Below are 22,604 nucleotides of genomic sequence, written 5' to 3'. Positions count from 1 at the left end.
CTTTGTGTGAAACCCACGAATGAATTCATGGGTTAGGAAATGTGATAATTGAAAGGGCTTAGTCCTCGCAATGCAGACTGTTTGTATGAATAGTTGAGGTATTGCGATGGCTAAGTCCTTTTTTGGTTTTGGGGCCTTTGGTTTTAGGGCGGAGGATTGTTGGAATCCCACGAATAAATTCGTGGGTGAGGGAATATTTTTGGGGGTAACGCTATTGGCCAATACTGGTCTTAGTCTTCGCAATGCACACTATACGGTTTACTGCGATAGTCCCCGCGGCGACTAAGACCTTTCATCAAAAAAAAATCGGTTTAGAGGTCTTAGTGATGCTCGCACTGCTCGCCGTAACACTAAGACCAGGGAAATTTAATGGCATAGGCAGGACTCTGGTCTTAGTCTTCGCAATTCACACTATACGGTTAACTGCGATAGGCACCGCGGCGACTAAGACCTTTTAACAAGAAAAAAATCGGTTTAGAGGTCTTTGTAATGCTTGCACAGCTCGCTGTAACACGAAGACCAGGGAAATTTATTGGCATAGGCGCTAAACTGGTCTTTATCACAATACTGGTCTTAGTCTTCGCAATGCATACTCTACGGTTAACTTCGATAGTCCCCGCGGCGACTAAGACCTTTTATCAAGAAACAAAATCGGTTTAGAGGTCTTAGTGATGCTTGCACGGCTCGCCGTAACACGAAGACCAGGGAAATTTATTGGCATAGGCGCGAAGCTGGTCTTTATCCCAATACTGGTCTTAGTCTTCGCAATGCATATTATCCGGTTTACAGCAATAGGCCCCGCGGCGACTAAGACCTTTTATCAAGAAACAAAATCGGTTAAGGGGTCTTAGTGATGCTCGCCCGGTTCACAGTAACACGAAGACCAGAGAAATTTGTTGGCATAGGCGCGATACTGGTCTTAACCACAATACTGGTCTTTGTCTGCGCAATGTAAACTCTACGGTTTATTGCCCAATACTGGTCTTAGTCTTCGCAAAGCATACTCTATGGTTAACTGCGATAGGCCCCGCGGCGACTAAGACCTTTCATTAAAAAAAAATCGGTTTAGGGGTCTTAGTGATGCTCGCACTGCTCACTGTAACACGAAGACCAGAGAAATTTATTGGCATAGGCAGTACTCTGGTCTTAGTCTTCGCAATGCATACTCTACGGTTAACTGCGATAGGCTCCGCGGCGACTAAGACCTTTTATTAAGAAAAAAAATCGGTTCGAGGTCTTAGTGCTGCTCGCACGGCTCGCCGTAACACTAAGACCAGGGAAATTTATTGGCATAGGCGCGATACTGGTCTTAGTCTTCGCAATGCAAACGGTCCGGTTAACTTCGATAGGCCCCGCGGCGACTAAGACCCTTTTATCAAGAAACAAAATCGGTTAAGAGGTCTTAGTGATGCTCGCACGGCTCGCTGTAACACAAAGACCAGGGAAATTTGTTGCTCTTCAGACTACCGGACGAAACTGGTCTTAGTCTTCACAATGCATACTCTACGGTTTACTGCGATAGGCCCCGCGGCGACTAGACCGTTTAGGAAAAAAACTCGGTTAAGAGGTCTTAGTGATGCTCGCACGGCTCGCTGTAACACGAAGACCAGGGAAATTTGTTGGCATAGGCGCGAAACTGGTCTTAATCACAATACTGGTCTTAGTCTTCGCAATGCATACTCTACGGTTTATTGCGATAGGCCCCGCGGCGATTAAGACCTTTTTGGTAAAGAATAAAATCGGTGCTAGGGTCTTAGTGATGCTCGCACGGCTCGCTGTAACACGAAGCCCAGGGAAATTTATTGACAAAGGCGCGAAACCGGTCTTAATCACAATACTAGTCTTAGTCTTCGCAATGCATACAATTCGATTTACTGCGATAGGCCCCGCGGCGATTAAGACCTTTTTGGTAAAGAATAAAATCGGTGCTAGGGTCTTAGTGATGCTCGCACGGTTCGCTGTAACACAAAGACCAGGGAAGTTTATTGGCATAGGCGCGAAACTGGTCTTTATCCCAATACTGGTCTTAGTCTTCGCAATGCATATTATCCGGTTTACAGAAATAGGCCCCGCGGCGCCTAAGACCTTTTATTAAGAAAAAAAATCGGTTCGAGGTCTTAGTGCTGCTCGCACGGCTCGCCGTAACACTAAGACCAGGGAAATTTATTGGCATAGGCGCGATACTGGTCTTAGTCTTCGCAATGCAAACGGTCCGGTTAACTTCGATAGGCCCCGCGGCGACTAAGACCTTTCATTAAAAAAAAATCGGTTTAGAGGTCTTAGTGATGCCCACACTGCTCGCTGTAACACGAAGGCCAGAGAAATTTATTTGCATAGGCAGGATTCTGTTCTTAGTCTTCGCAATGCAAACTTTACGGTTTATTGCGATAGGCCCCGCGGCGACTAAGACCTTTCATCAAGAAAAAAATCGGTTAAGAGGTCTTAGTGATGCTCGCCCGGCTCGCCGTAACACGAAGACCAGGGCACTTTTCACTCTTCAGCCTACTTCCAATATTAATTTGTGTTAATTAGTGTAATTCGCGGTTCCTTTCGCCTCCGTAGCGACTAAGTCCAATTTCACAGAAAATAGCGCCTCTCCTTCAGCAGAAAAGTTTGTTTTTATTTCCAGTTCGCTGCTTTTCTGTTTTTCACAGGACTTTCCGTCAAAAATGCCGGTGAATAAATGAAAATGTTTTAAATTTCGTGTTGGTAGTTTCGCAAATGAAATAGCAAAATGTTTGAATATAATAAAGAAACAGATCAGTACTATATTTCATTGGATTTGCCTCAAAGGCAATTCAACTATGAATACCGGCTCCACTTTGGGTATGAGGGGATTCAGGAGCGCTTTCTGTGTTTGAATAGTGAGGTTGATGATCAGAAAGTCGTGTTTGTCCTACGGGAACATAAAACAGCCGGTAAATACCAGTTGAATTTTAATGCACTACCGCGGGAGGGAAAAGTGGCGGTAAAATGTAGTTGTGGTGCGACGCCTAATGGTTGTGAACATATTTATGTGGCCATGAAGTCGGTGTTGGAAAGTTATGATTACTATGGTGATATTTTTGAGCATATGTTCGACTGGGCGAAGATTGAAAATTTGCGAAATGAGGAAAAAATAGAACAGATTCTGGATAGGGCGGAATATCCTGCCGGCCGTACCTATGAGGATGACTTTGAGGTCAAGATGCACTATGGGGAGCTTGCTTTGATTCCCAAAGATCAGCGATTATTACTCAATGCCACGGATAAGCAGGAGTCCTGGAAGCAAGGATACCGTATTCAGCAGGCGCCAACAGATTATTTAAGGGCAAAAAAAAGCCTGGAACAGCAAGGAGAGAGAGGATTTGCGATGGTTTGGGCCAATTATTCCCGAGATGACTGGCGGATTCCTTTATTATTTGGTCTGTCAGGCAAGGTTTTAAAAAACGGCACCTTAGGGACCCCATTCCTTACTTTTGATGATCAATACACCCCCCATTTTTTTAAGGAACTGACCCGGCCGGCGGAATTAATGTTATCCTCTTTCTGTTTACGACTGAAGGAGGAGTTGTTGGAAATGCCGATGAAGGAGGGTACCAGGCTAAATTTTGCGAAAACCGAGATTATGGCCCATTGGGAGGAAATAATTAAATATCCTGCTTTTTTGGCCTCCGGTTCGCCTAGCTATGGAAAGATAGCGAAGACAAAACTGCAAAGCGTAAGCTATGGGAATATAGAGGATTCGTTTTTCCGCCTGGAAAAGGAAGGGGAGTTTATTGTGCTGTATCCGGTGGTAGTGGTAGAGGGTGTTCCTTATTTTGGGAAGGATTTACTTTTTTTTACTTATGGTTTTGCCCGATGCGGGGACATCTTAGTGCCAGTGGAGAAAAGACTTTTTGATTTGGTATTAAGTTTTCATAATCCTGAAGGGATAAAATGTTATCCGGAGGTTTTTGAAAAATTAAAGCAGGATCTATTACCCCGAATTCAGGCGGAATTTCGTCTGGAGAATCATTTGGAAGAGGAGGTTTTTGTAGCACAGGAAGCGGAAACGCTTAAATTGGCAGGCAAGCGCCTGTATATTTTGGAGTATGAGGACCATTTGATATTTGAGCCGGCGGTGCTGTATAGTGTGGACGGGCAGCTGAAAGAATATAAATGTGGAGAGCTTTCGAACGAGGCGGTGAAGCGAAGAAAGGATGGGCAGGGGATTTTTGTCAGGCGAGATGAGGAGGGAGAAAAACTCTTTTGGGAAGAGATCCAGGCGACACACCCACATTTTGAAAAACAACAGGCAGATGTTTTTTATTTGTCTTTTGAGCAAGCCATGAGCAATATGTGGTTCCTGGATGCGCATGCCCAATGGCAGGAAGCGGGTATTGAAGTGTTGGGGCAGGAGAAGTTGAAAGGCTTTAAATATTCCATGCATCGCCCAAAGGTCTGGATGTCTGCCGGGCAATCCAAAGACTGGTTTGACCTAAAGATGGAGGTGAGTTTTGGGGAGGAGAAGGTGAAGCTCTCCGATATCCGCAAGGCTTTACAGAAAAATGAAGATTTTGTGAAGCTTTCCAATGGGGAAAAAGGGGTGCTGCCACAGGAGTGGCTGGAGAAATATAAAAAGCTGTTGCTCTCCGGGAAAATTTCCAAGGATAATGTGCGGATCAGTCAGTTTCAGCCTACGCTGATTGATCAGTTGTATGAGGAGGTGGAGAATAGTGATTTCTTTGATGAATACCGTCAAAAGATAGAGAAGCTGCGCAATTTTGAAAAAATGCCGGCCTTGCCCAGAAAGATTAAAGGCCTGAAAGCGGATTTGCGCCCTTATCAAAAAGAGGGGCTGCGTTGGATGCGATTTTTGCATGAGATTGGCTGGGGAGGCTGCCTGGCAGATGATATGGGTTTGGGAAAGACGGTGCAGGTGTTGTCCCTTTTGGCCTCTGTACACAAGGCAAAAAGTACCAGTTTGATCATTGTGCCGCGCTCCCTCATATTTAACTGGCAGAAAGAGGTGGAGAAATTCTGCCCAGAGATGAAGGTATTGAATTATGCAGTGGCGGATCGTAAGCCGCTTCAAAAGGAAATGAAGCAATATCAATTGGTGCTGGCCACCTATGCCACCGTACGGCAGGATATTGAATTTCTGAAAAGTCAGCGATTTTTTTATGTCATACTGGATGAGTCGCAGGCCATCAAGAATCCCACCACTCAGACGGCCAAGGCCATGAAGTTGTTGAAGTCCAGCCATCGTCTGGTGATGACGGGTACGCCGGTGGAAAACAATACGCTGGACTTGTATTCGCAAATGGACTTCCTGAATCCAGGTATGCTGGGGAGCCTGGAGCATTTTCGTAATGAATATGCGCGAAAGATTGATGTGGATCGTGATCAGGAGGCGGCAGAAAATCTTCGGAAAATCGTTGGTCCATTTATGCTGAGAAGGAAAAAAGCAGATGTAGCGACTGACTTACCGGCAAAATCCGAAACCGTGGTGTATTGCGAAATGGGTGCCGAGCAGCGTAAGGTTTATGATTATCATAAGGATAAATGGAGAACGGATATCCTGGAGACGATTGAGACGGAAGGAAAGGCAAAGGCGGGCATCAAAATCGTTCAGGGATTGTTGAAATTGCGACAGATTTGCAATTCTCCGGCCTTGCTTTCGGATGGTGACTATGGCAAAGAGAGCGTGAAGATGGAGATGCTGCTGGAGCAAATTTCTGAAATCATCAATGAAGGGCACAAAGTATTGATTTTCTCCTTTTTTGTGGAAATGCTGGAGATGGTCAATGATCGCCTGAAGACAGATTTAAGCATTAAAACGCAAATGCTGACCGGGGCAAGTAAAGACCGACAAAAACTGGTGGAGGATTTCAAATCCGATGAGGATTGTATGGCCTTTCTAATTAGCTTAAAAGCCGGTGGCTTTGGACTTAATTTAACAGAAGCCAGCTATGTATTCCTGATCGACCCCTGGTGGAATCCGGCGGTAGAACAGCAGGCCATAGACCGTACTCACCGCATAGGGCAGGATAAAAACGTTTTCGCCTATCGCTTCATTTGTAAAGATTCCATTGAAGAGAAGATTTTGGAGATTCAGGAAACCAAAAGCGCGGTGGCTGATGACGTGGTATCGGTAGAAACCGGATTTGTCAAGAAACTGGATAAGCAGCAGATTGAGCAGTTGTTTCAATAAAATATTGGTCTTAGTCCAAATACTGGTCTTAGTCTTCGCAATGCATACTCTACGGTTTACTGCGAAAGGCTCCGCGGCGACTAAGACCTTCTTGGAATAAAATCGGTTTAGAGGTCTTAGTGATGCTCGCACGGCTCGCTGTAACACTAAGACCAGGGGAATTTATTGGTACAGGCAGGACTCTGGTCTTAGTCTTCGCAATGCAAACTTTACGGTTTACTGCGATAGGCCCCGCGGCGACTAAGACCTTCTTGGAATAGAATCGGTTCGAGGTCTTAGTGATGCTCGCACGGCTCGCTGTAAAACGAAGACCAGGGGAATTTGTTGCTCCTCAGACTACCTCCCATATTAATTCGTGTTAATTAGGGTCTGCTGAAATAGCGCGAATTATCTAAAAACGACTGAAAATCAACTCATTAAATCACATTAAATCTCTTTTAGTGCAAGGGGAAATTTCGTAAATTGTCCTTTAAATAGCCCCAGGGCTCCTTTCATACTTTTTTAGCTTGCACCATGATTAAGCATTCCCCTGATCAACTTGAGATTTCTGATTTTATGGACCCGTATTTGGGTGGCCTTAATCCCAATAACAGATGGATTATTATGGCCAAAGAAATTCCTTGGAGTCAATTAAAAAGGATCTATGAACGGAACATGTCCTTCGACAAAGGAGCTAGACCTAAACCAGCGCGTTTAGTGATTGGAGCCTTGATTATCAAACACAAATATAAGTTGTCTGATAGAGAAACAATTGAACAAATCAAAGAAAGTCCATATCTACAATACTTTGTTGGATTGCATAAATTTCAACATGATCAGGTATTCGATTCTTCATTATTTCCGACAATTAGAAAGCGTTTGACCATAAAAGACTTTAATGATTTAAGTCACTTACTCCAGAGTCATGACGTTAGTATTGATGAGCAAAGCGAACTTCGTGATGAAAAAGGTGTAGAAAGTGATACAAATTCTAATAAGCCTGAAATTGAAAACTCGATATCAGTTGACGCTACTGTAGCGGTGCAAGAAATTCCTTATCCGACCGACCTGGATTTGATCAATAAGGCTCGCATTGAATCAGAAAAAATCATCGATATATTATGGGAATTTGTTAAAACAGATTCTAAGAAACCTAGAAGCTATCGACAAAAAGCCCAAAAAGAATTTCTAGCGTTGACAAGAAAAAAGAAGAAAGGTGCCGATTTTTGGAGGGCTGCAAATCGAAAACAACTACAGTATCTTCATCGAAATATAGGGCATATTCATCGTCTATTAGACCAAATTAAGGTAGGTATTCCTTTGAATAAGCGTTTTTTGAAGCTATTGTATGTTATTCAAGAAGTGTATCGCCAACAAATGGAAATGATTGAAGAGAAGAAAAATACGGTTGGTTTCCGTATTGTAAACTTATATCAACCGCATATTCGCCCCATCATAAGAGGGAAGTCCGGAGCGAATGTTGAATTTGGAGCTAAAATATCAATATCCATTGACCAAGGCTATTCTTATATTGACCATCATGATTTTGAAGCATACTATGAAGGGGAAGAGGAGATTGTCAAAAAGCATATTGAAGCACATAAACTACGGCACCCTCACACTAAGCTAAATGGAATTGTTGGAGACAAAATTTATGGAAATCGAAATGCTAGAGAAGTTTATGATCAAAATGATATAACTTTCGTCGGCTCACCTCTTGGAGCTCCTCCTAAAGATCCTGAAAAAATTAAAGAGCGAGAAGAGAATAAGGTTATCCATCAAAAATTGAGGAGTCATGTAGAAGGAAAATTTGGACAAACTAAAAGAGGGTATGGATTGAATAATATTAAGGCACGAAGATCAGACACCACAAATTCTTGGATTGGTGCCATCTTCTTTATTGCTAACCTTGAAAGATTCATGAAAGGAATCTTTTTTGACCTGTTTTTTAATATTTATAAATATGATTTATGGGCATTAGTTACATCAATAATCGAAGCTGGAATTGGTCAACCAAATTTCAAGGGAAATAAAGAGACCTTTTTTAAGCAGACCCTAATTAGCGTAATTCGCGGTTCCTTTCCAATACTGGTCTTAGGTCTTCGCAATGAATACTTTACAGTTAACTGCGATAGGCCCCGCGGCGCCTAAGACCTTTTATTAAGAAAAAACTCCCTCCAAAAAATAAACTTACGCATTAATTTCATGTAAAATTACATGATTTTTTTGACCTATGGTTTGATAAATAAGAAGGGAGTGAGATATTTGAATTCGCATTATATTTTTAAGCAAATTAACCTTAAACTAGATTATAGATGAAAAAGGCTTTGATCACCGGCATCACCGGTCAGGATGGAGCATATTTAGCGGAATTATTATTGGAAAAGGGCTATGAGGTACATGGTATCAAACGTCGTAGTTCCTTATTCAATACGGATCGTATCGATCATTTGTATCAGGACCCACATGAAAAGGAGGTTCGTTTCAAATTGCATTATGGAGATTTAACGGATTCCATGAACCTGACCCGTATCATTCAGGAGGTGCAGCCGGATGAGATCTATAATTTGGGGGCCATGTCCCATGTGAAGGTTTCTTTTGATACACCGGAATACACCGCCAATGCGGATGGTATTGGCACTGTTCGAATTTTGGAGGCGATCCGTTTGTTGGGTTTGGAAAAGAAAACCAAATTCTATCAGGCTTCTACTTCGGAGCTTTACGGTTTGGTGCAGGAAGTGCCACAACGTGAAACTACGCCATTCTACCCGCGCTCTCCCTATGCGGTGGCTAAAATGTACGGTTATTGGATTACGGTAAATTACCGTGAGGCTTATGATATGTATGCTTGTAACGGCATCTTGTTCAACCACGAATCTCCATTGCGTGGGGAGACTTTCGTCACCCGTAAGATTACGCGTGGTGCATGTAAGATTGCTTTGGGCTTGGAAGAGACCATTTATTTGGGCAACCTGGACGCCAAACGTGACTGGGGGCATGCCAAGGATTATGTCAAGGCCATGTGGTTGATGTTGCAGCAGGAACAGGCTGATGATTTTGTAGTTGCGACGGGTATTACCACTACGGTGCGTGATTTTGTAAAGATGTCTTTTGCGGAGTTAGGGGTTGAAGTAGAATTCACCGGCGAAGGCGTAGACGAGATCGGAACCGTGGTTGCTTGTAATGGGGAGTACCAATTACCAATCGGACAGGTAGTGGTGAAGGTAGATCCTAAATATTTCCGCCCTACGGAGGTAGAACTATTGATTGGTGATCCGACCAAAGCAAAGGAAAAATTAGGTTGGGAGTTGGAATATGATTTACCGGCTCTGGTAAAAGACATGGTGACTTCCGATATGGAACTTTTCAAGCGTGATAAGTTTTTGATGGACGGCGGTCATAAAGTATACAGCCAATATGAATAAGGAAGCAAAAATCTATGTGGCGGGTCACCGCGGAATGGTGGGTTCTGCCATTGTGCGTAACCTGCAGGCCAAAGGCTTTAAGCATATCATTACCCGTACCTCCGCGGAATTGGATTTGCGCGATGGTGTGGCGGTAGCCGAATTTTTCGCTGAAGAAAAGCCGGATTACGTGTTTTTGGCAGCGGCGAAGGTAGGGGGAATTGTGGCCAATAATACCTACCGTGCGGAATTCATTTACGACAATATGATGATTCAGAACAATGTGATTCATCAGTCCTATGTGAATGGCGTGCAGAAGTTGATGTTCCTGGGTAGTTCTTGTATCTATCCTAAATTTGCAGCACAGCCGATGCGGGAAGATGCTTTGTTGACCGGAACTTTAGAGCCTACCAACGAACCCTATGCCATTGCCAAAATTGCGGGCATCAAAATGTGTGAGGCTTATCGCGCGCAATATGGTTGTGATTTCATTTCGGTAATGCCGACCAACCTTTATGGCCCGAATGATAACTATGATCTGCAGAATTCCCACGTTTTGCCGGCTTTGATTCGTAAGTTTCACGAAGCCAAAGCAGAAGGAAAAGCCTCTGTGGAGATTTGGGGAACAGGTTCTCCAAAGCGGGAATTCTTGCATGCGGATGATTTAGCAGAAGCTTGTGTGTATCTGATGGATCATTATTCTGAACCGGAATTGATCAACATCGGAACAGGAGAAGATATTTCCATTAAGGATTTGGCCTTATTGGTCAAAGAGACAGTGGGCTTCGAAGGAGAGTTGGTATTTGATACCAGCAAACCGGACGGTACCCCAAGAAAATTAATGGATGTCAGTAAATTACACGGCACCGGTTTTAAACATAAAATCGAATTGCCCGAAGGCATCGCAGCGGTTTATCAGGATTTTGTCAAAAATCCCCCCGTCAAAGCATAAAAAAATGGCCGTCCGGATTATCCCGACGGCCATTTTTTTTGCCGTAGCGACGCATCGCATGCGTCGCTACGGATCACGCCGTTACGGGTTGCATATCGCTACGGATCACGCGTCATTCCTGGTCATGCATAGTCCCACGTAGTTCAGGCCGTGCGCCGTTCCGGGTCACATGCATTGTTACATGCGATACCATTTCCCGCCGGGACGTCTGCGATGTAAGCCTTCAGCTAACCACTGTTTCCTCCAACCTCCCCATCACATACCTTTGCTCTAAAAAAAATGAGGAAAACAAAGGCCGTTAAAGAGGCTCATATCAAAAAGTGGGAGATGAGTGGATTGAGTCAGGCAGATTACTGTAGGAAAAATGGGATCCCTTCAGGGTCCTTCAGAGGGTGGTTAGCTGCCTGGAGGAAAGAGCAGGATGTTGAAAAAACACCAGAACCGCGTTTTGTAGAGATCAAAACCGATATGATTTTAGAAGAAGCAGCCCATGCTTCAGCAGTGATAGTATTCAGGCTGAAGACTGGTAATGCTATAGAAATTCCGGTCTCCGCACCGTCACATGTTATTGAATTAATTCTTTCCACATGCTTAGCGTAGGTCCTAACGATAAACTCAATTTCTATGCGGAGGCTGTAGATATGAGAAAAGGTTTTGATGGCCTGAGTGGCCTGGTGGAAAATGAACTGGAAAGAGACCCCACCAATGGAGAGATATTTATTTTCATTAATAAGGCGAGAAATAAAATCAAGTTATTGCAATGGGAAGCTGGAGGGTTTGCCATTTACTATAAAAGGTTGGAAAAAGGGACGTTTGAAATTCCGAGTCATAAAGCTGGAGATAAATCCATTCCAATCCCGAAACACACCTTGGAAATGATGCTCTGTGGGATAAGTTTGGAGCAAAGAATTCAGAGAAAAAGATATGCCTGATAGACATCAAAAACCGCCTTAATTTATGTTTTAAGGCGGTTTTTTCGTATCTTTAGGTATGTCAGAGCAGCATTTTGAATCAGTTATTAAAGAGAAGGATGATGAAATTCTTTCATTGAAAGAACAGGTTAATTCTCTGCAACAACAATTGGATGCCGTCCTGAAATTACTAAAGACAGGTAAGTCCGAAAAACGAAAAAAATCGCCCAAAGATTCTGATATCGAAAAGCCTGCCAGAAAAGCTCCAAAAGAAGGTTCTATCCCACCGGTAAGAAAGCCGATTAGCGACCATTTGGAGCGTGAGGTTGAACATTGTAAGCTGGAGATCCCGGGAGCTCATTTTTTAGGCACAGAGGTTTCCGAATATAGGAAGATTTATCCCGAACGGATGGTGGTCAGACAGATCATCCGTTATAAATACAAGCTGCCAAACGGCGATATCGTTATCGCTGATTTTCCTCCGGATATTGTTTTGCCTAAGAGTGGTGCAGATGCGTCATTAATTGCTTATTTGCTTATTGGCAAATTTGACGACCACCTTCCTTGGGACAGACAGATTAAAATTTTAGCTCGTGAAACCGGTGAATCCCTTGCACCGAGTACCGTGATTAACTGGTTCAACAATGTGAGCCGTTTAATGCTACCACTTTTTGAAGAGGCCGTGAAAATGGCCCTAGAGGCGGGATACTTACAAATGGATGAATCACCCATTCAGGTACTTGATGGCGAAAAACCTGGTTCCTCTCACCGGGGATATATGTGGGTCAGGCATGTCCCCGAAAGCGGTTTGGTCATTTTTGATTATGCCAAAGGGAGAGGGAAGCAAATCCCAAAAGATTTATTAAAAAAGCTGCCTGATTTCCTGCAAACCGATGGTTACGCCGCCTATGATCAGTTTGGTCAAATTCCGAATATCAACTTGCTGGCTTGCTGGGCACATGTCCGGAGAAAGTTTGACGCCGCACTCAAAAACCACAGGAAGAAAGCGCAAATTGCACTGGATTTAATAGGGAGGCTTTATGCCCTGGAGGCCAAAGCTAAAGAGGAGCAGTTTTCCCCGGAACAAATCCTGAAAATGAGAAAATCTGATAGCATAAAGATTTTGGAGGAACTCAAAAGTTGGGCACTTAAAGAACAGAAAGATGCGCTTCCAAGATCGCTCATCGGAAAGGCGATTAACTATATGCTTAACCTCTGGGATCGATTGATCACCTTTACACAAGATCCCCAATTACATCCGGACAATAACCTGATTGAAAACCTGATCAGACCTTTAGCCCTCGGAAAAAAGAACTTTCTTTTTGCGGGCTCACATGCTGCTGCCCAAAATATTGCGATGTATTATTCCTTCTTCGGCACCTGTAAAGCTAATGGAATAAATCCATCCAAATGGCTGGAGGATGTGCTTCGAAGAATTAATAACCATTCTATTTCTAAAATCAGAGAGCTCCTCCCGCTAAATGAAAATTTGGCCGCCAACCCTCAATGGCTTTGATTTTTTTGCAAGTGTGGTTGGCTGAAGGTTTACTCTGCGATACCATTTCCCGCCGGGACGTCTGCAATACCATTTCTCACCGGGATGCATGCGATACCATTCCCGCCGGGACGCATGCGATGCGTCCCCACCGGGATGTATGCGATGCGTCCCTACGGGTCATGGTATATCCCATCAAAATCATTCCACCCATTCAAACCCCTTCGGGTTCTTCGCGCCAATGGTTGAAAAATACGATTGTAAATCCGCCTCTTTGATGATAATTCTACGCCCTTCATTGGCAGGATTATCCACCAGGTTCAACGCATCCCGAATGTCGCCGGTGGGTAATTGTACCGGAACGATCAATGCCGCATCAGTGATGTCAGGCTGATCGGCCAGGGCAATATTGGTGGCGGAGGTATAGGGGCCTTCATGTTTAAGGTTGGGCCCCGAGGAAGTCGTACCGACGATATAACCCACGACATCCACATCGTTGAGCCCTTCATTGGCCAGCACCTCGGGTATGGTCAGGGCATTTCCGATTTCCGGTGTGGGTTCCGGATCGGTGCCTGTGTCCGGAATGGAGTCGGTCATATTTTCACAATTCAGGCTATCAAAATGAAAACTAAGGGATTGTCTGTCCAAGGCAATGAGTTGCTCATGGGTGATGCTTAGGTTTCGCTCTTCCTCATGCCACATTACTTGAAACTGATAAAGGCTATCTCTGGGGAACAATAGGTATTGATAGGGTTCCGGATCAGCATTAATCCGAATGAAAGGGATGGCTGCTCCGGTATGATCCCGAATAATGGGGTCTCCCTGAAAATATTCGATTGCCTGCAAGTCACAATGGTAACGGAAGGCGGTAAGAAATACCGAGGTGATTTCATAAATCGCAATTTCCAGCTGACTGTAATCGGCGGGGCCATTTTCCGAGGGCGTATAATTGTTGGTCACCCCTATGTGTAATGGAGTGGTAATCCCCTCGATAGCTTCAAAAGGGATGGGAAGGCAGGCATGATCGATCAGTTCACAAAAGTGATGGTCTTGTGCCGGAGCAAAATATAACGGATCTCCATTGGCATCCCTTAATTCGAATTTTTCGATTTGATAAATTCCGGCAGCTAAAAGGAAACTTTCGCAATGAATCTGTCCCTCAGAAAAAATTACTTCCAGGCTATCAAAGATATGGGGAGTAGCATTGCTGGTATTGGTCAGCTCGAGGTAGGCATGATCAATATATGCAATTTGCTGGAGGCGGCTGTTGTCCATTATGATAGTAAAAAGTGTAATGTTGGCCTTGTCTTGTTGGACTTCCGGATGCTTCAGGCAGGCGGTCAGGAGTAGGGTGGAAAAGAGGAATAGGGTGTAACGCATAGCAGGAATTTTTCTTTTCCAAAGCAGGATTCGCAGGCAGAGGTTTCCACTTTATTCCGGGGAGGAGGTATAAAAAATGCCAGACGGATGGATATTTTTTAAATATTTTAAGACCCGCCTCACTTTCTTACTTTATTCAGCCAGACAATTTTTAAGTTAGGGCAATGGTTTCGCTATCCTGTTATTCTTTTTTGGGGTTAAATGAAGATCTTTTGTTTATAAGAATGAATAAGATCTTACATTGGTTAATTTTTAACAAAAGCCGAATTATTCACCACTAAATTTACTGGTTCAACTCAAGAGGTTTGTCTCCAATTCTTTATGTGTTTTTTTTCTGTGATTTTTAATTGCCCAAATTTGAGCAAGCATGCTTTCTTCCCATTTCTCTGCTTCCTTGGAAAAAAACGAAATAGGAAAAATCCCTTTATTTTCCCAACTACCAGTAAAATGAGGATTTAAGCATGAGAATTCCGGTAAATTGCCTTTTTTGATCAATTGAACGACATAAATCCACTATTTTTTAATCATTTTGATGGTCTGAATTTCATTTTTACTGTCTTTTAATTATACAATTTCAATAAAATGGAAGGACGTGTTTTGTCCACATCAAGCTTCTGTTAATTCCTTGCTGAGGCTTCCAAAAGTGAAGATTATTCCTTACCTTAAGTTTCTATTAACAAAATTTTTATTAGAAAAACCCAATAAAAAATTTTATGGCTGGAGCGGAAACGGATCGAATTACGGAATTGATTAACAGTAGTGATCTAATTAGTCGGGATCTGAGTTGGTTGAAGTTCAATGAACGGGTATTGGATCAGGCGAAGAAAGACCGGACGTTACTGGAGAAGTTGAAGTTTTTGGCTATTACAGACAGTAATCTCGATGAATTTTTCATGATTCGGGTAGGTTCTTTGTATAACTATCTGGATTACGGCAAAGAACGTACGGATTACTCGCAGTTAAGAGAATATCAATTCAAGAAACGATTGTTTGCTGAGACCCAGATGTTTGTGGAGGATCAGCAGCAGTTGTACGGATTGCTCGCCTCCCAATTTGAAGCCGAAGGCTTTATTATTGAGCGTAATCTGACCAACCTGACGGTGAATGAGCGGGCAGAAGTGGAAGAGTATTTCGATCGGACGATCTTCTCCATGCTTACGCCGATGGCGCACGATAATTACCACACCTTCCCCTTGCTGATGAATAAACTGCTGATTTTCGGGGTTTGGACGCAGGTAGAAGACGGCAGCGGGCAGAATCGCCTGTCTTTTGTGCAGATACCCAGTAATTTGCCCAAATTCTATGAGATTGACCGCGGCGATCAGTTGGTTTTTATTCCGATAGAGGAGGTGATCCGCTACCATATGGAAAAGCTGTACCGCAATGTGGTAATCGAGTCTATGACGCTTTTCCGCATAACACGTAATGGCGACTTTACATTGGAGGAATCCGATGATATTGAAGCCAACTTTTTGGAAGAGTTGCGTCTGAAGTTGAAAACCCGTCGTACCGGACGAGTTGTGCGGGTAGAAACCGAATATAATCCAGATCCAAATTTGTTACTCATCCTGAAAGAACGTTTCGGGATTGATGAAGACAATATCTTCCGCATGCATAGGGGAAGTTTGGTGGACTATACCCGTTTTTGGCGAATTGTGGGACATCCGGCGCTGAGGTCTAAATTGCCGAAGCAGCCCAGTACGGTAAGGCCAATCAGTTTGCCGGAAAAAGGAGAGCAGAATATGCTTGAAGTCCTGAAGCAACGGGACATTCTATTGCATCACCCCTATAATAATATGGAGCCTTTATTGGAATTGCTGGATCAGGCGGCCAGAGATCCGAAGGTATTGTCCATTAAAATGACGATTTATCGCCTGTCTAAGGAGTCCCGAATAGTGGAAGCTTTATTGAAGGCGGCAGAAAATGGCAAGCACGTTTCTGTATTGTTTGAGGTGAAGGCTCGTTTCGATGAGGAAAACAATATTGAAGCGGCCAAGCAGTTGCAGGCCGCCGGTTGCTTTGTGATCTATGGAATTTCCAATCTGAAAACACATACCAAATTGTGTTTGATTGTCCGCAAGGGAGAAGAGGGGATTACCTCTTACGTGCATATGTCCAGTGGGAATTACAATGAGTCTACGTCTAAATTGTACACGGACCTGGGGATGCTAACCACTAAGCGGGAGTACGCCAAGGATGTGGCGGAATTCTTCAATGTGATCACTGGTCATTCGAATCCGCATCGTTTTAAATCCCTGATTACGGCGCCGAATAATATGCGTAATCAGCTGATAGAGATGATTGAGCAGGAAGGGAAAAATGCACGGGAAGGCAAGCCTTCCGGTATTTGTTTTAAGATGAATTCCCTACAGGATAAGAAAATTATCACGGCGCTCTATGAAGCTTCGCAGGCCGGTGTGCCGATCAAAATGATTGTTCGGGGAATTTGCTGTCTGCGTCCGAAGCGTGTGGGACTTTCTGAAAATATTGAAGTGATGTCCATTGTGGGAGATTTTCTGGAGCATAGTCGTGTCTATTATTTCCATAATGAAGGCGATCCTTTATTGTACAGTGGTTCGGCCGATGTGATGGTGCGATCTTTCGATCGCCGTCTGGAATCTCTCTATTTGATTACGGATGATTTGTTGAAGCGTCAGGTTATTAACCTTTTGCATTTCAATATGAAAGACAATGTGAATGCCTACGAAATGCACGAGGATGGTTCCTTTACGCGTAAAAAACCTGCGGAGGGCGAAAATGCTTTTAGTGTGCATAAAGAGTTTTTCAGAGTGCGCCCGCATCATATTGAGCAGGTGGCTATATTTTAAATACGGGCTATTGCTCAGCTCTGGTCGTCGGGTTTTCTACGACCATTTATCACAAAAGTGTTTGCTGCTGTAATGAAATGGGGTGGTAAAAAGGGGAGCGGATGCTCCCGGGTTTTTGGGTCTTAGACGGGCGCCTAAGGCCAGAAGCGGGTTTTTCAAAATGCCTCCGCATCATATTGGGCGGGTGGTTATATTTTAAATTCCTTCCATCGCTGGTCGTGGGGTTTTCTACGGCCATTTATTACAAAAGTGTTTGCTGCTGTAATGAAATGGGGTGGTAAAAAGGGGAGCGGATGCTCCCGGGTTTTTGGGTCTTAGACGGGAGCCTAAGACCAGAAGCGGTGTGCATAAAGAGTTTTTCAGAGTGCGCCCGCATCATATTGAGCAGGTGGCTATATTTTAAATTCCTTCCATCGCTGGTCGTATGATTTTCTACGACCATTTATCACAAGAGTGCTTGCTACTGTAATGAAATGGCGTGGTAATAAGGGGAGCGGACGCTCCCGTGATTTTGGGTCTTAGACGGGAGCCTAAGACCAGAAGCGTTACGACTATTTATAGTTTTATCTTTTTTTTTGGGGCAGCCCTCCTGACGTCGGTCGGGCTTTCGGCAGTCGCTCTTTTTGCGAGCCGCTACGCTTTAAGGCTGCAAAAAGGAGCTCCACAGAGCCTCTATCCCTCTGCCGGTGAGTCTCGAGTATGCACGCGGGCAATCGCCCGCTTGGGGCAAGGATGAAGCGGGTTTGTTTAAACCACAGCGGCCCAAAAGGCCGATGAGGTGAGCCGCGCCAGCCTGGTGCTGACGTCTAAGCGGCAGCAGCCCCCCTTAACCCGAATTATTCACCGCTATATTTATTAACCAATCGTAAGTGACGTATTTTCAGTTTTTTAAAACTTATTTTCTTTGAATTATAATAGCCCAAATTTGGGCAAGCTTGCTTTCTCCTCATTCATCTGTTTCGTTGGAAAAAACTCGAAATAGGAAAAATTCCTTCATTTTTATAGCCTTACAGCTAAATGATGATCAAAGCATGAATAATCCGGCTTAAAAAAACAGGATATAAAAAAACGCCTTCCGGATATCGAAAGGCGTTTTTATTATTTCTGATCTTCATTAGATATCGATATTCGCGTATTTGGCGTGCTTCTCGATGAACTCACGTCTTGGTGGTACTTCATCTCCCATTAGCATGGAGAATAAGTGATCCGCCTCTGCCGCAGATTCTACCGTTACCAATTTCATGGTACGGGTCTCCGGGTTCATGGTGGTTTCCCAAAGCTGCTCCGGGTTCATCTCTCCCAAACCTTTGTATCGCTGTACGGAAACTTTATTCTCGTCGCCGCCCATTTCCTGAATGGCCAGTAAACGATCTTCCTCTGTCCAGCAGTACTTTTGTTTCGCGCCTTTCTTTACTTGGTAAAGTGGTGGTTGAGCGATGTACACATAGCCATTGTCAATCAAGTCGCGCATATAGCGGAAGAAGAAGGTCAAAATCAACGTACGAATGTGGGAACCATCCACATCGGCATCCGTCATGATTACGATCTTGTGGTAACGCAACTTCTCCATGTCCAAAGCTTTCTCGTCGCCATCTTTACCAAAACGAACGCCCATGGCGGTGATCATATTTTTGATCTCTTCGTTGTCGTAAATCTTGTGCTCCTGGGCTTTTTCTACGTTCAGAATCTTTCCGCGCAATGGCAAAATCGCCTGGTATTCGCGCTCACGCCCCTGCTTGGCTGATCCACCTGCAGAGTCACCCTCCACCAGGTATAGTTCGGAAAGGGCTGCATCTTTGGAAGAACAGTCGGCCAACTTACCCGGAAGGGAAGTGGAGCTCATCACGTTCTTGCGCTGTACCATCTCACGTGCTTTACGTGCCGCGTGGCGCGCCTGGGCTGCAAGAATTACTTTCTGTACGATTTGCTTCGCGCTTCTTGGATTTTCTTCCAAATAAGTGTTCAACATATCGGATACCGCTGAATCTACCGCACCTACCGCATCGGAGTTACCCAATTTGGTTTTGGTCTGTCCCTCGAACTGTGGCTCTGCCACTTTTACCGAGATTACAGCAGTCAATCCTTCGCGGAAGTCATCCCCGCTGATGTCTACCTTTACTTTGTCCAACAAGCCGGATTTGTCGGCATAGTTTTTCAAAGTACGGGTCAACGCACGACGGAAACCGGAAACGTGAGTACCGCCCTCGTGGGTGTTGATGTTGTTTACATAAGAAACCACGTTCTCGGAGAAGGATGTGTTGTAGCTCATCGCTACCTGCACCGGAATATTGGCTTTCTCTCCTTCGATATAAACGGCTTCGTCAATTAATTTCTCTTTGGAATCATCCAAATACTCCACGAACTCCTTGATTCCTCCTTCGGAATAGAAAGTCTCCGATAAAGGATTGCCTTGCTCATCCACATCCCGTAAATCTTCCAGAACAATGGTGATGCCGGCATTCAAAAAGGCTAATTCACGTAAGCGATTCGCTACGCGATCCCAAACATATTCGTGGTGGGTGAAAATCTCATCATCGGGCATGAACCAAACGGTAGTTCCCGTTTTGTCGGTTTCTCCTACCGGAGCTACGGGTGCCTGTGGTGTACCTTTTTTGTAAGATTGCTCGTAGATTTTGCCGTCTTTAGAGTGAACGGTTACTGTCATATCTTTTGACAGGGCGTTCACACAAGAAACCCCCACACCGTGCAAACCTCCGGATACTTTGTAGGTATCCTTGTCGAATTTACCTCCGGCGTGTAGTACAGTCATTACCACTTCCAATGCTGACTTATTCTGAGTAGGGTGCATACCTACCGGAATACCACGTCCATTATCAGAAACGGTGATGGAATTGTTCTCTTGGATGCTAACGGTAATGGTGTCACAGAAACCTGCAAGGGCTTCGTCAATAGAGTTGTCCACCACTTCCCAAATCAAGTGATGCAAGCCTTTGATGCCAACATCTCCGATATACATGGCAGGGCGTTTTCTTACTGCCTCTAAGCCTTCCAAAACCTGAATATTACCGGCTGAATAGTCTGCTGGTTTGTTGGTTTGTTCGCTCATATTTTAAATTAATCCGATTCAACCACCCAAAAAGGAAAGTTTTGAGACTTTATGTGTCTTTTTTTGGTGGTCTTACTCCTTGATAATCAATGCTTCACTGTTAAACAAAAATTGCGTCTCGCTCATTTCCTAAAAATTGCTGAAAAGCTTCCAAAAAATGCAGTGACGCAAGGCTGTAAGGGCAATTTTGAAGCCTTCACAACTTGTCAAAAATAACATAATCCTGACGAAATATCTAATATTTGAGGTCATTTTCAGGGGGGAACTGCACGTTTTTTGCTTTGGGATGAAACCTTTTTTGAATAGGGGGAGTCGCAGAAGGATTTTAGCAAAAAGAAATACGAATTTGGGATAAAAGTAAAATGTAAGAAGAAATATTTTTTTACGCATTTATGAATTGAAAAGCGCGGGGAGGGTATATTGAACGTTGTCTTTCTATTAAGAGAATGGGGTGGCGGGTTGTCAAATCCTCAGACTATCAATCAAAAAGCAGTTAATTTTTGAATTTTTCTCAACTGAAGGAAACTGCCTATGGAAATGGGAGTGGAAACTTAGGAAGTTTCAAATTGTTTTTTTCGTGAAGGTTTCTTTGGTGCATTAGAGTGGATTTTCTTATGTTTGAAAACTAAAATGGTAGAGGACAACAGAAAAAACCCATATAGTTAATATGATAACCATGCGTAAAGCAGCAATTACTGCGGTCGGAGGATATGTTCCGGACTATGTTTTAACCAATGCGGAATTGGAAACCATGGTGGAAACCAACGACGAATGGATTGTCAGCCGTACCGGAATTAAGGAACGTCGGATTTTGAAGGGAGCAGGAAAGGGAACTTCGGTTTTGGCGGTGGAGGCAGTGAAGGATCTGGTGGCGAAGTCAGGTCTGGACTTGCAGGAGGTGGATGCCGTTTTGGTGGCCACGATGACTCCCGACATGTTGTTCCCCTCAACGGCCAATATTGTGTGCCATGAGTTGGGAATAAAAAATGCTTTTTCCTTTGATATGCAGGCTGCTTGTAGTGGGTTTGTATATGCATTGTCCACCGGGGCTGGCTTCATTAGTACGGGGCAGTATAAAAAGGTATTGGTCATCGGGGCGGACAAGATGTCTTCTGTGATGAACTATAAAGACCGCAACACCTGTATTTTGTTTGGGGATGGTGCCGGAGCGGTACTTTTGGAGCCGAATGAAGAAGGTTTGGGTATTCAGGATTTTATTTTGAAGAGTGATGGTATTGGCAAGGATATGATCCGCATGAAAGCGGGAGGTTCTGCCTATCCGGCCACTATGGATACGATTGCGAATCAGGAGCATTATTTCTTTCAGGATGGTCGTCAGGTGTATAAGCATGCAGTGACCAATATGAGTAACGTTTCCGTGGAGATCATGGAGCGTAACGATCTAAGTGGCGATCAACTGGCTTATTTTATTCCACACCAGGCCAATAAGCGTATCATTGAAGCCATTGCCAACCGATTAGGGGTGGGAATGGATAAAGTGACCGTGAATATTGAACGCTATGGAAATACCACGGCCGGAACGATTCCGCTATGTCTTTGGGAGTGGGAAGAGAAGTTTAAGAAAGGGGATGATATTGTATTGGCCGCTTTTGGAGGAGGATTTACCTGGGGGAGTGTTTATTTGAAGTGGGCGTATTAAAAAAGAGCTAGCTTGAAATGGAAAAAGCCTGTTGTTCTGGATGGATAACAGGCTTTTTTTTATTAGTCCGAATTATGCGCGCTACCCCTAGGGTATTCATGCATAAATCCTCGTTTATTTGCAAGGCGGGAAAAGTGTAGGGATATTTCTGTTCTTATTGTTTTTTTCAGGCTCGCAGATGAGTGAGGGGAAAGGCCGCTCCCAAATTTTGGTTGTTAAAAATCAAGGAATACAATTGAAATTAATGGAGGGTAATCGGATGCGGCGGTTTGAAAATTCGTCTGTGAATAATTTGGCTTAGTGCAGGGGAAGTTGGGAGAGGTTCTGGGGCATATGGTCTCAATGGAATCAGTACGGCTTTAGTCGATGAAAGCATGATTAGTTCGGATTGTTCATGCTGTAACCCTTCGATAGTGCTAGTGTGGAAAAGTGTAGTGGTATTTCCGTAGTTAGCGTTTGCTAAAAGGTAGTAGATGAGCGAGGAGAAAGAATACTCAGACTAATTGGGGTTAAAAATTAGTGAAATCACTCGATGCGCACCGGTTTTAAGGGTTTTAGTTTAATTATAAAAATCTGGTGGTGATTAATTCAGTATTAATTGAAAGGGCTTTTTGGGGTTGTAAAACCGTGTGCGTAAAGACTATTAAGCTAAGATTTTACCATTAGTTTATTTAAGAGTGAATGTTTTTTTTAGGATAGATGAGAGTGAACATTAAGAAAAGTAGATTTTTAATGAGATTATCATGAATGGTG

The 22,604-nt window shown here is 43.8% G+C and carries 12 protein-coding genes; 10 read left to right on the top strand and 2 right to left on the bottom strand.

Translation table 11 applies throughout. From position 1 onward, the window contains the following. Nucleotides 1-106 precede the first annotated feature (106 nt). The 8 genes from NG22_RS17800 to NG22_RS09275 all read left to right on the top strand — a co-directional run bounded on the left by NG22_RS17800 (nt 107) and on the right by NG22_RS09275 (nt 12,937). Nucleotides 107-286: a hypothetical protein gene (locus NG22_RS17800; RefSeq protein ID WP_157600972.1), complete on the top strand. Its 180-nt coding sequence runs from the start codon at nt 107-109 to the stop codon at nt 284-286. A 2,448-nt stretch (nt 287-2,734) separates the two neighbouring features. After that, the gene (locus NG22_RS09305; protein WP_053405499.1) at nt 2,735-6,175 is read left to right on the top strand and encodes a DEAD/DEAH box helicase; all 3,441 of its coding nucleotides are present in this window, start codon (nt 2,735-2,737) and stop codon (nt 6,173-6,175) included. A 513-nt stretch (nt 6,176-6,688) separates the two neighbouring features. Next, complete coding sequence (locus tag NG22_RS09300) at nt 6,689-8,305, top strand: IS5 family transposase (RefSeq protein WP_053405498.1); 1,617 nt, start codon at nt 6,689-6,691, stop codon at nt 8,303-8,305. A gap of 164 nt (nt 8,306-8,469) precedes the next feature. Continuing rightward, entirely contained in the window at nt 8,470-9,579 is a 1,110-nt protein-coding gene (gmd, locus tag NG22_RS09295) for a GDP-mannose 4,6-dehydratase (RefSeq protein WP_053405497.1), read from the top strand. Beyond that, nucleotides 9,572-10,510 carry a GDP-L-fucose synthase gene (locus NG22_RS09290; protein WP_053405496.1) on the top strand — a complete coding sequence of 313 codons (939 nt, stop codon included), beginning with the start codon at nt 9,572-9,574 and terminating at the stop codon, nt 10,508-10,510. The genes gmd and NG22_RS09290 overlap by 8 nt, the downstream gene beginning before the upstream one ends. Before the next feature lie 279 nt (nt 10,511-10,789). Next, the gene (locus NG22_RS09285) at nt 10,790-11,110 is read left to right on the top strand and encodes a hypothetical protein (RefSeq protein ID WP_053405141.1); all 321 of its coding nucleotides are present in this window, start codon (nt 10,790-10,792) and stop codon (nt 11,108-11,110) included. After that, nucleotides 11,098-11,442 carry an IS66 family insertion sequence element accessory protein TnpB gene (gene tnpB, locus NG22_RS09280; RefSeq protein ID WP_053405140.1) on the top strand — a complete coding sequence of 115 codons (345 nt, stop codon included), beginning with the start codon at nt 11,098-11,100 and terminating at the stop codon, nt 11,440-11,442. Before NG22_RS09285 ends, tnpB begins: the two co-directional genes overlap by 13 nt. Before the next feature lie 58 nt (nt 11,443-11,500). After that, nucleotides 11,501-12,937, top strand: a complete 1,437-nt coding sequence (locus NG22_RS09275; RefSeq protein WP_053405139.1) for an IS66 family transposase — start codon at nt 11,501-11,503, stop codon at nt 12,935-12,937. 180 nt (nt 12,938-13,117) lie between these two features. Here the strand turns inward: NG22_RS09275 and NG22_RS09270 are convergent, their stop codons facing one another. After that, the gene (locus NG22_RS09270; protein WP_053405495.1) at nt 13,118-14,296 is read right to left on the bottom strand and encodes a DUF6359 domain-containing protein; all 1,179 of its coding nucleotides are present in this window, start codon (nt 14,294-14,296) and stop codon (nt 13,118-13,120) included. Nucleotides 14,297-15,009: 713 nt separating this feature from the next. Here NG22_RS09270 and ppk1 point away from each other — a divergent pair. Next, the gene (ppk1, locus tag NG22_RS09260) at nt 15,010-17,124 is read left to right on the top strand and encodes a polyphosphate kinase 1 (RefSeq protein WP_053405493.1); all 2,115 of its coding nucleotides are present in this window, start codon (nt 15,010-15,012) and stop codon (nt 17,122-17,124) included. Nucleotides 17,125-18,238: 1,114 nt separating this feature from the next. Here ppk1 and gyrB read toward each other — a convergent pair. Further along, nucleotides 18,239-20,191, bottom strand: coding sequence for a DNA topoisomerase (ATP-hydrolyzing) subunit B (gene gyrB, locus NG22_RS09250; protein WP_053405491.1), 1,953 nt, complete (start codon nt 20,189-20,191; stop codon nt 18,239-18,241). A 670-nt stretch (nt 20,192-20,861) separates the two neighbouring features. Between gyrB and NG22_RS09240 the strand changes: the two genes are divergently transcribed. Beyond that, a complete protein-coding gene (locus tag NG22_RS09240) occupies nt 20,862-21,851 on the top strand; it encodes a beta-ketoacyl-ACP synthase III (protein ID WP_053406915.1) in 990 nt (329 codons plus the stop codon). Nucleotides 21,852-22,604 lie beyond the last annotated feature (753 nt).

It is taken from the genome of Persicobacter sp. CCB-QB2 (assembly GCF_001274635.1).
Lineage (GTDB): Bacteria > Bacteroidota > Bacteroidia > Cytophagales > Cyclobacteriaceae > Persicobacter > Persicobacter diffluens.
Note: the sequence above shows the minus strand (reverse complement) of the source record. Positions and strands in the feature narration are given on the sequence as shown.